At 44.0% G+C, this 13,554-nt stretch carries 13 protein-coding genes; 4 read left to right on the top strand and 9 right to left on the bottom strand.

Annotated elements, in window-relative coordinates; translation table 11 throughout:
* Positions 1-112: 112 nt before the first annotated feature.
* From RXV91_RS12390 to RXV91_RS12430, 9 genes are all read right to left on the bottom strand, one after another.
* Entirely contained in the window at positions 113-772 is a 660-nt protein-coding gene (locus RXV91_RS12390) for a TetR/AcrR family transcriptional regulator (protein ID WP_316440104.1), read from the bottom strand.
* 18 nt (positions 773-790) lie between these two features.
* Complete coding sequence (locus RXV91_RS12395; protein ID WP_316440105.1) at positions 791-2,407, bottom strand: ABC transporter permease; 1,617 nt, start codon at positions 2,405-2,407, stop codon at positions 791-793.
* A gap of 5 nt (positions 2,408-2,412) precedes the next feature.
* On the bottom strand, positions 2,413-3,330 hold the full coding sequence (locus RXV91_RS12400) for an ABC transporter ATP-binding protein (RefSeq protein ID WP_316440106.1): 918 nt from the start codon (positions 3,328-3,330) through the stop codon (positions 2,413-2,415).
* Positions 3,331-3,781: 451 nt separating this feature from the next.
* Complete coding sequence (locus RXV91_RS12405; RefSeq protein ID WP_131509166.1) at positions 3,782-4,576, bottom strand: SDR family NAD(P)-dependent oxidoreductase; 795 nt, start codon at positions 4,574-4,576, stop codon at positions 3,782-3,784.
* Between the two features lie 167 nt (positions 4,577-4,743).
* Positions 4,744-5,235, bottom strand: a complete 492-nt coding sequence (locus RXV91_RS12410; protein WP_316440107.1) for an alcohol dehydrogenase — start codon at positions 5,233-5,235, stop codon at positions 4,744-4,746.
* A gap of 330 nt (positions 5,236-5,565) precedes the next feature.
* Positions 5,566-6,393 carry a hypothetical protein gene (locus RXV91_RS12415; protein ID WP_316440108.1) on the bottom strand — a complete coding sequence of 276 codons (828 nt, stop codon included), beginning with the start codon at positions 6,391-6,393 and terminating at the stop codon, positions 5,566-5,568.
* Between the two features lie 7 nt (positions 6,394-6,400).
* Complete coding sequence (locus RXV91_RS12420) at positions 6,401-7,186, bottom strand: hypothetical protein (protein ID WP_316440109.1); 786 nt, start codon at positions 7,184-7,186, stop codon at positions 6,401-6,403.
* Positions 7,187-7,221: 35 nt separating this feature from the next.
* Entirely contained in the window at positions 7,222-7,551 is a 330-nt protein-coding gene (locus tag RXV91_RS12425) for a helix-turn-helix transcriptional regulator (RefSeq protein ID WP_021730445.1), read from the bottom strand.
* A gap of 151 nt (positions 7,552-7,702) precedes the next feature.
* Positions 7,703-8,455 (bottom strand): GntR family transcriptional regulator, encoded by a 753-nt coding sequence (locus tag RXV91_RS12430; RefSeq protein WP_050584241.1) that lies wholly within the window; start codon positions 8,453-8,455, stop codon positions 7,703-7,705.
* A 570-nt stretch (positions 8,456-9,025) separates the two neighbouring features.
* On the opposite strand from RXV91_RS12430, the gene RXV91_RS12435 reads away from it, so the two are divergent.
* The 4 genes from RXV91_RS12435 to RXV91_RS12450 all read left to right on the top strand — a co-directional run bounded on the left by RXV91_RS12435 (position 9,026) and on the right by RXV91_RS12450 (position 13,517).
* The gene (locus RXV91_RS12435) at positions 9,026-9,586 is read left to right on the top strand and encodes an ECF-type riboflavin transporter substrate-binding protein (protein WP_021730442.1); all 561 of its coding nucleotides are present in this window, start codon (positions 9,026-9,028) and stop codon (positions 9,584-9,586) included.
* 4 nt (positions 9,587-9,590) lie between these two features.
* Positions 9,591-11,291: an ABC transporter ATP-binding protein gene (locus RXV91_RS12440; RefSeq protein WP_316440110.1), complete on the top strand. Its 1,701-nt coding sequence runs from the start codon at positions 9,591-9,593 to the stop codon at positions 11,289-11,291.
* Entirely contained in the window at positions 11,292-12,131 is an 840-nt protein-coding gene (locus tag RXV91_RS12445) for an energy-coupling factor transporter transmembrane component T (RefSeq protein WP_316440111.1), read from the top strand.
* Positions 12,132-12,407: 276 nt separating this feature from the next.
* Positions 12,408-13,517 carry an NADH-dependent flavin oxidoreductase gene (locus tag RXV91_RS12450; RefSeq protein ID WP_316440112.1) on the top strand — a complete coding sequence of 370 codons (1,110 nt, stop codon included), beginning with the start codon at positions 12,408-12,410 and terminating at the stop codon, positions 13,515-13,517.
* Positions 13,518-13,554: the final 37 nt, after the last annotated feature.

Raw genomic sequence — 13,554 nt, forward strand, 5'->3', positions numbered from 1 at the left:
TTGGTCTTCAAACGAAAAAAGCGAATAGCCCTGATCATCAATAGCCGCTATCAAATCAGAATAGAGCAATAGTCCAAACTTACATTAGACTACTGCTCTATTTCAATTATTACTACTCAGATTTTAAATTAGACGCAACAAAGCCATGTTCTAAAATCCCCATATAAGCCTTTGCGCGACTGACCACCCATTCGACATCATCCATCGATTGAACGTCATGGTTCTCCCGCATGTATGCCTGAAATTCCATAAAAATCTGATTATAGACTCCCATGATCAAGGCAATTGTTGCCTCACGATCAATATCCTTGCGGAGCGGCATTTTATCAAGTACCCGGCCAATCATTTCCCGGGAAATAGCCATTGCTTTTTCATACAAAATTTTTATTTGTGCTTGTATTTTTGCTGGCAATCGCTCCAAAGCACCATAAGCTTCAATCATAACTTTCATTTCATCCGGATGGTCTTTACCAAATGCTGCCTTATACTGAGCGCTTCGAACCATTAAGGTTACTAAATCATCCGGCACATCAAAAATCTGCTGATTAATTGTGGTAATAATCGTATCCGTTGCCGTTTGAACGGTGGCCATGTACAGCCCCTGCTTACTGCCATAATAATGAAATATTAGTCCCTTTGATACAGATGCCACAGATGCAATCGCATCCGTCTTAGCATCACGATACCCATACGCCGCAAATGCGTGCATAGCTGCCTGCATAATCCGTTCAACTTTGGCAGGATCTTTAGGGACTGATCGCGTTACCGCCATGTGACGCACTCCTTTCGTTTACTGAGCTAAATCGCGCCGCCGATAACCCAATGCCGCTATTACTAATAGTAGCACAGTTAATGCTAGACACCAGCCACCAGTGACCCAATCCAAAGACTTGATTGGAACCTTATTAACAAAACCAAGCGGCGTCAAATGACGGGCCCACTTCGGCAAATCTATCAAGTTACCGAGATATAATGAGAAAAAGGCATAAAACAACCATGCCCAAGCAACATAGCGCCATTTAGGTAGCCAACCAGTTAAGACACTCGCCACCGCTACCATCACTAGCATCGCTGGTCCATAAGCACAAAAGACGTGCCAATACGTTATCCAATTGATTGGATCTTTCATGCTAACTAAGCCCATCAAGTACATGCCGCTGAGACCAGCTAATAACACGGCCATGCCAGTTATGAGTGACCATCCAGTGTAACTAGCCCACACATGCCACCGTGATGTTGCCGTTGCATAGACTTGATGAAGATACCCCTTCTGCTCATCATTAACTAGTTTCAACATTAACTGAAGGGCTGGGATCAGGGCAACAATCACCATTACAATAGCCAAAATCGCAATAAAATTTTTAACAATCATCCGGTTAGCTGCTGCTAAAGCCGATGCACCCAATAATTGTTTAATCATCGGGTTGCTCTTAGCCAAATCACCGATTGTATTGAATACCGAAGCATACGATGCGCCTAGAATAAAGTTACCTAATAGCCATGCAATAATTAAGCCATGCGATTGGCGCCACAATAAGGTTGCCGGACCACGCAATAATAGACTAGCTTGACGGCGACCACGGCGTTGCTCGATCAAGCCCGCACCCAAATCAAGTTGAACATTTAAAAGGGCCGCAACACTCAAACAACCGATTCCTACCAGCAAGTACAGGCTAACTGGTAACCATTGATTTGTCTGATAAGCATCTAGTTTTTCAATCCAACCAAAGGGAATCCACCATGTCAATCGTGGGTGACTGACATCCGTGCCCATTCGTGCGACATACATAATCCCCAGCACCACATAGCTCAACATCGTCGTTCCACTAGCGCTATTCATGACTTGGGCAATTAATAATGTCAACATTCCAAAAGCCCAGCCCAGTGCACCTAATCCTAGACCAATCAACCAGTTACCTGGGGTCGTCGCCCCGGGCAACTTAGCAACCGTCAGCCCTAATCCAAAAAGGATTCCCACTAAACCATTCAGCGCGGTCAGCTCGACCGCGCTAGCCAGTAGTGGAGCCAACCGACCAACAGCATGAGCCCGGACTAACTCCAACAAGCCATCATCTTCATCACCCCGAGACGTGGCAACGGCCACCATAATATTCATAATAATCATGAATATGGCAATAAAAACCACCATTTCGGTTGCAAATACTTTGGCAGTCGTATAAGGAGACTTGGCCGTGAACGCTCCAAATAGGGAAATCATCGCTGGCATTTTGAGTGTCTTAACAATTTCATTTAATGCTGTTTGAGTCCCATAAATACCGTCAAATTTTGCCGCAATTGCCGTGAATAGCCCCGTTAATACAACAACCCAGATAAGTAATTTTTTCCAATCACGTCTTAGATTAAACTGAATCAGTAATCCAGTTCGAGCAAATAATCGCATTGCCATCCGTTTCACTTCCCCTCAACCGTCCGTTTATCCGTCGTATAATAACGCATAAACAAGTCTTCCAGTGTTGGTGGCGTCGTCGTTAACGTTAAGAGTTGGCGACTAGCTAAATATTGCACCACTGTCGTTAACTGATCAGCATCAACTGCTAAGCTGACATGGTTTTCACCATGACGTTCAGTGACGCCGTGGACACCTGCTAATGACGCTAGATCCGTTAATGGTTGTCGGGTTTGCACATCAACAGTGGTTCGGGTCAAATGTCGCATTTCAGCCAGGGTCCCCGTCTCAACGATTTGACCTTCTCGAATAATTCCAATACGATCACACATTTTTTCTACTTCTGAGAGAATATGGCTGGATAGCAAAACACTCTTGCCTTGTTGCTTTAAGGCAAGAACTTCGGTTTGGAAAGTCTGCTCATTTAACGGGTCCAAGCCTGATGTCGGTTCATCAAAGATATAAAAATCAGCCTCCTTTGAAAATGCCGCAATCAACGCAACTTTTTGTCGATTTCCTTTAGAATAAGTACGAGCCTTTTTACGCGGATCTAATTTGAAGCGCTTAACCAGAGCATCTGTTTTAGCAGTGTGCTGACCACCATTTAATTTTAAGAATAAATCAATGATCTCACCTCCGCTCAAATTCGGCCATAGGTAAACATCCCCTGGCACGTAAGCAATCCGTTTATGAATCGCAACACTATCCTGCCAAACCTCCTGTCCAAAGATTGTTGCCTGACCAGCGCTTGCCTTTAAAATTCCAAGTAGTATTCGAATCGTCGTCGACTTACCAGCGCCGTTTGGTCCAATAAATCCAAATACCTCCCCAGCATTAATCTCAAAGTTAATATCTTTGAGTGCTTGGAATTTTCCAAATTTTTTCTGTAAATGTGTAATTTTTAATAATGGCTCATTATTCATATAACACACTCCCATTCCTAACAATAGCTACCAACTTAGGACGTCCTTTTTATTGATATCGCTATCATAGGCGCTATTGACTAGCAAGTCAATGACTAGCTGGTCAATAAAAAATATTTCTTTAAAAGGGCTCACTTAACCCTTCTTCATCAATCTCTCGTGCTAGTTGTGTCACCTAAGAATCGCTACCCACTTACATTTAATGTCCAATTACCGCTTTAAAAGTTGCTAATTTTCAGGCACCCTCACGATAGACTAAAAAACGAGCGCGGAAGCAGCAACCTTTTGCGCCTGTTTCGACAATATTGACAGAAAAATTGTGCGCAGTTTCTTAAGAAAAAACTTCTTCTCAAGAAACTGCGCACAATTAGTTTTGTCCCAGATTCGTTTTTTAGTGTGACTCGCGCCCTACCCAAGCTAAGTTCAAGTCGTGCTTGGTCATAATTATTTACTAGAATATAGTTGGCACTAAGCCACCATCCGCACGTAATGCTTCACCAGAAAAGCTGCTGGCAAACGGACTAGCAACAAATACAGCTAAGCGGCCGATTTCTTCCGGACGAATTAAACGTTGGATTTGTGATAACGGCCGGTGGTTGACCATGAAATCATGTTCCCACTGATCCCTTGGCAACTCCGAATCAGCATACATCTCGTCCAACATTGACTGAACGCCTTCAGTCAATGTTGACCCCGGCATGACCGTATTAACAGTTACATGGCTACCAACTGTTAGCTTCGACAGACTCTTTGCCAAAGAAAGGTTCATCGATTTAGTCATCGAATATTGTGGCATTTCACCCGATGGCATAACTGCTTCTTCACTCGCAATAAAGATAATCCGACCAAAATCTTGGGCCAACATGGCTGGTAAATAATGTTTCGCCAACCGATTGCCAGATAACACATTCACTTTAAAGAAACGCTCCCAAGTCGCATCATCGATCTCATCATAAGCCATTGGGCCAAAGATTCCCATATTGTTGACCAGTACGTCAACCGTTGGAATTTGTTGAAACATTTCATCGGCTTGCTGCGGATCACTAATATCATACGGTGCGGCCATCGGATTTGTTGCCGGATAAGCCGTAGCTAACTCATTGACAACGGCTTGCACAGTATCCGCACGTCGACCATTGATGATTACGTCGGCACCTTCCTTAGCAAAAGCCACGGCAATGGCGCGACCAATCCCCTTCGTTGAGCCAGTGACTAACACTGTTTTTCCTGCTAAACCCATTTCCATGATTCAAAATCCTCCGTTCTGATTTAAATTGCTTGTTTAGTCTAACTAGTTTGCCTAACAAACACAACTGATTAATCTTCACTTTATCCATAATGCTTTAATTATTTCCCGGGTAATAAACAAAAAAGCCCGCCAGTTTTTTCGGCGGGCTTTTTTATGTACGCGACTTAATCCGCGCTTGTTTTAGCATATTCCTCTAACACTGGCATCACATAGCGCTGTTCTGCCTGTTTGCGAGCCATGATGGCGTCATCCATGTCAGCAAACTGCTGATTCAAAACTAAGCGGCCCCGATACATTAACCGTGCGACCCACTTCTGTGAGCACCGGTCAAAGGAAACCCCAATGACCCCGCTCCGATTCCGGCTATTCGGTTTCAATCGATCGACCGAAGTTCCTTGATAAAGTGGCAAATTATCACTACGTCCCATGTTTTTACGGGTTTGCGGATTTTCAAAAATATTCTTTCGACTAACATCTGCCCGTAAACAACCGCAGCTCTTCGTGATCCCTTTCCGTAACCGATAACTATCGACAACTACTTGTCGTCCACATGAACACTGACACAACCACCGTGCATTACCATTCGGCGCACTTTCAGCCCGTTCGATAACGGTCAAACGGCTGAAAGTCTCACCCGTTAAATCCTTAAGTCGCATCAAAATCACCTCACTAAGCTTTCTACGTAATCAGTCCGATTATTTTCAGCACAACCGAGCTTATACTATATAATTTAACCCGATTATATGAAATATTTGTGATAAATAAAAAATTTTTTATAGTGAAATATGCGTATTAAACCATATTATCTAAATGATTTGCGTGCACTCCACCTATTCCAGCTTTGTCTTTTATTTAGAATACTACTATTACGATTATATGTCACTTTTTATCATTTACATTATCTTTGACCATGTTGACACAAAATAGCGTTAGCCTTCATACAGTCTAACGCTTTATACGTTAATTTTACAAACGATTTTAAACAGTTAAATAAACCAGCCCACCGGCGCAAGTCCCAGCCAACTAAGCACATCAACACTAGTATCGGTCGAAACAAATGGTTGTAGGGCTTGTTTAATTTCTGATGTCGTGGCCAGTGTCTGTAAATCATACCAATATAACCCTTGCTTATTATGGCCAACCAGCGTCCAGCGCCCTAATGATTTTAACGTTGGCACTTCAGTATCGAGTTCCGCAGACAGACCTTTCACAAAGACGTGCATTGTTGGCAACCAAGCCCCATCATACTGTTCTGTGTCTCGCCGTAATTGACTAATCTGTTTCTGTAAATTATTAGCCGTCCGATACAACCCTAGTACAGCCAAGATACCGATCAGTAAGAATAATATCCATACGCCTATTAAGTCCGTATTACCTTGCCGAAGTATTAAAATCAAGAACAGTCCCCACACGAAGACCCCCGCATAAAGACTCACGTTAATTGTGTTCATTGCTTGATCACGTAGGTGTAATGCAACTTGTAACCGAACCTTGGGATCACCGGACGTCACGGTCGTTTGTTGTAGTGCCGGTTGGTCACTACCAGTATACACAATCTGGATATCTGGCTCTTGTACTTGTACTTTGGCTAATACTTTAAACGCACTATTATGTTTATTCAGATCCGCCACAACGGCTTGTGGTACATACTCAGTAAAAATACGATAACGCGTTGCAACTTTTTTGAATTGATACCAATTACCCCGAATGGCCGTTAATAAATACCGACGATTAGCTTGTGCATTTAACCACGCTAATTCCTGTTCGGAACCCTTTATTAAAAACCGATGCCGCCACATACCAACCACTTCCATTTTTAAATTAAATAAACCCAATCGGTGCTAATCCAAGCCAACTAACAATCGATATAGAAACGCTATCTCCCACGACGGGCTGTAGCGATTGTTTAATTTCAGTTGCACTTGCCAGCGTCTTCAAGTCATACCAATACATCCCGTGATGATCTTGACCCACGTAAACCCACGCCCCCAGACTAGTTACTTTTTCTGTATCCAGCTCGGCAGACATATTTTTCAAGAAAACATGCATTGTTGGCCGCCAAGCATCATCATACTGTTGCGTAATAACTCGTAGCGCGTTCGCCTGCTTATGAATCCGACTCGCTTGCCACGCGGGATAGAAGGTAAAAATCAGCCATACAAACATTCCCCAACTGGCCACGTTATCACTCACGTTCAGGCCAATCACGATCACAGCCAGTATCAGGCCAACCACTAGCCTGATATTCATGACATTTAACAAATGTCCTCGTTGCGCCAGTGCAATTTTCAGCTGCAACGGCGCGTCTTGGTGATCCACTCGCGTCCCCTGCAAACCAGCCTGAGCCGTGCCCGTATAAATCACCTGTACGGCGGGCTTCGTCAATTGTAGCTGCGCTAACAATTTGAACGGTGTGTGCTGGTCATCAATTTCAGTTGCAACGGCACCACTAACATATTCACTAAAGACTTGATACTGCGTCGTCGTTTTTTGAAATTGATACCAGTTCCCCCTGATATGCCGCAGTAATTGCCCCCGTTTTGCCTGTTGATTGAGCCATCGCAATTCCTGCTCTGAGCCCTTAACCGCCATTTGATATCGCCACATATACTCACTTCCCCGTTAAATTAACCCGTAACCCGCTACAATCCCGCCTGCTCACAAATTTGATTCAATAATTGCAGTCGTTTTCGCTCGGCTGCTAAAACTGATTCGCCACTCCCCGTAATTTCATAAGTATGGACATCATTTTCGTCGACCCGCTCTGTCATCAAATAATCTTTCGTCATAGCATGCAAGTTCGTAAATAAGGTTCCTAAGCCCAACTGTAGCTGATTATTCGTCATTTCGGCAATCTTTTGCGGAATAGCTTCACTGGTAATCGGCTGGCGAACGCTGACCAAGACTAAAAAAGCCGCTTCCGTCATTGGTTCATACTTATCAATTAATCGTTGATAAAAATTAGCTGGCATAATCTTATCCCCCAAAAAAATCATTAGTTTATAAAAGCGCTTTCTTTCTCTATTAATTTAATTATGGGCCACCGTTTTCTTAAATGCAACTCCATTAGCTAATTCCCACCAAAAAATCGGTAGCCACTTATTAACGCGGTTACCGATTACTTTAATGTATTTGAACATCTGCCACGACCGTACTTGTCTCATACGGAAAATGTGATTCAGAGACTTCAAAGGGCTGACCATCATCCATATAACTAATTTGATTGATAACTAACACAGGATCGTTTAAAGTCGCACCCATTGCGGCTACATCATCAGCTGTGACTCGCGATGCCGAAATGATTCGATGTGAGCCCGCAATTTTCTTACCACTATTTTTTTCTAAGTAGCCATAGACGGACCCCTCTAAAACTTGTTTTGTCAGTGTCACAATACTAGTTGGCATAATCGTATGTTCATAAGCCCAAACTTTACCCTCAACGTACCGCGTCCGGCGAATGACATAAACTGGATCCATTTCATCAATTAATAATTGTTCAGCTTCTCGCTTAGTTGGCAAGCGGGCCTGTAATTCAAGCACCTTACTCGTTACTTTTTTACCCGCATTAGTTTGTGTCGTCCCAAGTGGCCGATCTACTAACGTTTCCTGGCGCCGTTCAGTTAAACCGAAATCTTTACGAACAAAGGTCCCAGCACCACGCTTTGAGTAAACCATTCCTTCGATAATTAGTAATTGAATGGCTTTATGGATCGTAATTCTTGTCGTATCAAAAGTCTCAGCCAATTTATTCTGATCAGGCATCAGTTCACCCGGCGTATATTTACCGGATTTAATATCTTGACGCAGACTATCCGCAATCGTTTCATATTTATAAGCCAAATTTCTCACATCCCTTTTATCATTTGGTCTTGTCAACTAGTTTACCCCTTTTAGTAGCTAAAGGAAATCATTTGTATATACTTTTATTGGCTTTGTTTAATTAACAACCATTCTGACTGACTATCCGTGCTTATTTTAGCTTAAAGACCCGAATAACCAAGGTGACAAGACCAGAATGTTACTATTATTATCTTGATTTTCCGTTTATTTAAGATGTAACCGGCTTCACTCGTTCGGTTTTACTTGCACCGCTATCAACTTTGGCGTATGCTTTAATAGTTAAATTCAGATTAAAAAAAGCTGTGACAAGATGAGTAGTCTAACTAACGTGCTTAGAGAGTCGTGTTCCTCGGTGCAAAACGATGACGTGATTAGTTGAAGATGGTCTTGAAGAAGCTGCTGGGCCATCCCAGTCGGAGCGATTCGTTACAATCATGATGAGTCCCGCATGGGGAAAATCTCGGTGGTAACACGCAAACGCGTCCTAGAAAGCATTCGCTTTTAGGCGCGTTTTTTGTTCCCTTATTAATCTGAATTAACCGATTTGATCTTTTATCAACGGTTATTAGAACTTATTCATTCTCAATATTTAAGGAGTGTTATACCATGCAAAACAAGCAATCTAATTCAATTCGTACCGTCGTGGCCACTGGGATCGGTGCCGCCGTTATCTTCGTTCTCATGAAGTTCGTTGCTATCCCAACAGGTGTCCCGAATACCCAAGTTAACGTTGCTATGGGCTTCTTGGCCTTATTAGGCGCAATTTTTGGACCGGTCGCTGCTGGTTTGGCCGTCTTTATCGGCCATGCCTTGAACGACTTTGTGACTTACGGCTCACCTTGGTGGACCTGGGTCATCGTTGATGGTCTGATTGGGGTCGCTTTCGGACTAGCCAAGAATCGACTCAAAATTGAAAATGGTGTATTAGGAACGGCAAAATTAGTCTGGTTTAATATTTACCAAATCATCGTCAACTTTATTGGTTGGGTACTTTTAGCACCAACTGGTGATATTATTATTTATCATGAACCGGCCAACAAAGTTTACCTTCAAGGTGTCATTACTTGGATCGCCGATTCCATCTCAGTTGCCATCATTGGGACCATTCTGCTAGTCCTGTATGCCCGGACACGGACCCAACGCGGAAGCTTAAAAAAGGAACGTTAATAACATGAGCGCACCTATTATTAGCTTTAAAAATTTCTCATTTCAATATAATAGCCAAACGGAACCGACCTTACGCGATATTAATCTCGAGATTTATCCGGGGGAAAAGGTGTTGATTGCGGGGCCGTCTGGTTCTGGTAAATCCACATTAGGGCGCTGTCTGAACGGCCTAATTCCACAATCCTACCCAGGAACAGTGACAGGTCAGGCAACCATCGCTGGACAAACAGTTACTGAAAGTTCAATTTTTACGTTATCCCAAGACGTCGGCACCGTGCTTCAAGATCCCGATAGCCAATTCGTGGGGCTAACCGTAGTTGAGGATATGGCTTTTTCACTCGAAAATGATCAACAATCACAGCCGGTCATGCGACAAGCAACCCAGCAATGGGCTCAAACCCTCGATCTCCAAAATTTGTTGACTCATCGGCCACAAGAATTATCTGGGGGGCAAAAACAACGGGTTGCCATGGCCGGTGTCCTGATTGACAATAGTAAAATTCTACTGTTTGATGAACCGTTAGCGAGTCTTGATCCGGCATCGGGTAAAGCCTCGATGGCACTGATTGATCAGCTCACTCACACGCAAGAACTAACCGTTATCATTATTGAGCACCGTATTGAGGATGTCTTACAACAACCGATCGACCGACTGATCGTCATGCAAGACGGGACGATTGTGGCTAACGACCGGCCCGAAACGATTCTAAGGCAATCACTCATGACCCAATTAGGCCTACGCGAACCGCTATATCTTTCCGCGCTCAAACTAGCCGGTGTTGATCTAGCGACCTGCCAACATTTAGATAACCTCCAAACCTTACAAGTGCCCGATCTCACCACTACATTGCAACACTGGACGGCAGGTGTTGAATTACAAACACCCGTCGTTCATAATCAACCGTTACTTGCAATTAAACACCTAACATTTGGTTATGAGCCCACTAAACCGATTATTAATGATGTCACCCTTACACTCTATCGAGGTGAGATGATCAGCCTCGTGGGTCAAAACGGGACTGGTAAGTCAACGTTAAGTAATCTGATCACCGGATTCTTGACCCCGCAATCCGGTGAAATGCAGTTTAATGGCCATTCGTTAGCTGACCAATCAGTCAAAGAACGAGCTGACCAGATTGGCTATATTCTTCAAGACCCTAATCAAATGATTTCTAAAACGATGATTTATGATGAGGTTGCTGCCGGTTTGATCCTCCGAGGTGTCACTGACGATGAAGTAAAGCGCCGTGTCCAGGCCGTCCTGAAGGTCTGTGGTCTCTATGAGTTTCGCCACTGGCCTATTTCTGCGCTCAGTTTTGGTCAAAAAAAACGCGTCACGATTGCGGCTATTCTCGTCTTAGAACCGGCCATGCTGATTCTGGATGAACCAACCGCGGGCCAAGACTTGCAACACTATACTGAAATGATGACCTTCTTAACTAAGATCAATCAGGAGCAACACATGACGATTATGTTGATCACGCATGATATGCACCTAATGTTAGAATACACGGATCGCACGATTGTCTTGGGCCACGGCAACATTTTGATGGATGCTCGCCCAGCCGATGTGTTGACCAATGCATCCGTTATTCAGCAAGCTTCCTTAGCTAAGACAAGTTTATACACCCTGGCGGAAGAACACCAATTGGACCCGACGGAATTCGTCGCCAAATTCGTCCAAGCTGAACGGGAGGCGCGTTAGATGCAACATGAATTATTGATTGGGTACAACGACCGCCATACCTTTTTAAACCGACTCAGTGGCAGTACGAAACTGCTCTGCTTTGTTGGCTTATCAGTTATTGGGATGATGACCTATGACACGCGCTATCTAATCGGTGTAATGCTTTTCTCACTGATTCTGTTCCGCTTTTCAAAAATTCACTATCGCGATATTGCGTTCGTACTTAACGTCATTATTGGCTTTTCCGTTCTAAACTTAGTGATGGTATACGTCTTTGCGCCCCATTATGGCGTCTCGATTTATGGCACCGAACACTTACTGCTAGGATCTTCTGATCATTATTTTAACTTGACGGCCGAACAGCTCTTTTACGAATTTAACTTGCTATTGAAGTACACTTTTGCCGTGCCACTCGCCTTGATTTTCCTAATGACGACTAATCCTAGTGAATTTGCTGCGAGTCTCAATAAGATTGGCATTTCTTATCGCATCAGTTATTCGGTAGCGATCGCGTTGCGTTACATTCCAGACGTTCAAGCTGATTACCGCACTATCAGCCTTGCACAACAGGCTCGGGGCTTTGAAATGTCGAAAAAGGCGCATTTTATGACCCGCATTCGCGGTGGTATTCAGATTCTACTTCCCCTGATTTTTTCAAGTTTAGATCGAATCGAAACCATCAGTCAGGCGATGGAATTGCGGCGTTTTGGCAAGGGCAAACGGCGCAGCTGGTACATGGCCCAACGTTTCAAACGTAACGACTATCTCGCGTTAACGCTAGTTGCTCTGCTGATCATCCTCGGCATCGCCCTCTTTAAGGTCAACGGTGGGCGTTTCTGGAATCCGTTTAAAGCTTAAATGTTGCCACGACAAGTTATGACTAGTCTTTCGTACTATCCTTGAATAACATTTCAAAATACCTTTGCCGACCGGTTTAACGTCGACAAAGGTATTTTATTTATCTCTAACCTTATCTTTCATGGTCACGAGACCATTATTCTATTCAGCTCACACCATTATGCCAAAGCCGACTTAAAACGGCGACTTTAAAATTGATAAACCCAATTTTAACGGCTAAACTGAAGTTAAGCCTTACAAAAAGTAAGTATAACTGACTCGAAAGGATGTTTTATTGTGACTAGTTTTAACGAACCACTCAAATTCAAATCTGGTGTCACTTTACGCAACCGCCTAATGATGTCGCCGATGACGACCACTCAAAGCTTTTACAACGGTAGTATCACCCATGACGAAATCAACTACTACACACAAAGGGCCGCTGGCTTAGGTGCCGTGATTACGGGGGCGGCCAACGTTGAAGACCTTGGTAAGGGGTGGCATGGCGAACTTAGCATCGCTCATGACAGTATGCTACCCGGTCTAAGTGGACTTGCTCATGGTATTCAAAGTCAAGGCGCCAAGGCCATCGTTCAGATTTTTCACGCCGGTCGGATGACGCACCGAGACGTCCTAAATGGCGAACAGATTGTCTCTGCTAGTGCCGTTGCGGCCCTGCGTGACGATGCGGAAACCCCACGCGCAATGTCGATTGATGAGATCCACGCAACAATTGCGGCATTCGGCGAAGCGACTCGTCGTGCGATTCAAGCCGGCTTCGATGGGATTGAATTACACGGTGCTAATACTTACTTGATCCAACAGTTCTTCTCACCACATAGTAATCGCCGCACGGATGAATATGGTGGTCACACACCACAAGCGCGGTTCCGTTTTATTGACGAATTATTAAAAGCCGTCTTTGCAGCCGTAGATCAATATGCTGACCGGCCCTTCATCGTTGGCTATCGCTTCTCACCAGAAGAATTCGAAAAACCAGGTATTCGGTTTGAAGATACCCTTTGGCTACTCTCACAACTACGGGAAAGTCGGTTAGATTACGTTCATGTCTCACTCAACAACTATGATCGTGTTTCACGAGACTCGCAGTATCAAGATAAATCCATCATGACCTATGTGCACGAAGCGTTACAAGGTAAATTGCCGCTAGTTGGTGTTGGCGGCGTCCGGACCCGCGACGATGTCAAAACTGTGTTACAAACTGCCGAACTTGTCGCAGTGGGCCAACAATTACTTTATGATCCAACTTGGGCCGTCAAACTCGCTAAGAACGCTGACGACACCATGGTTACGGCACCATTTGAAGAAGCCGTTGAGGTCACACCACTCAACCGGCCGCTGTATGAATTTGCGGCCGCTCGCTACCACAGCGTCATTAATAGTTAATAACATCATCGACTGAATTCAAAACGGCCACTGAAAA

Source organism: Lactiplantibacillus sp. DA1 (assembly GCF_032681335.1).
Classification (GTDB): Bacteria; Bacillota; Bacilli; order Lactobacillales; family Lactobacillaceae; genus Lactiplantibacillus.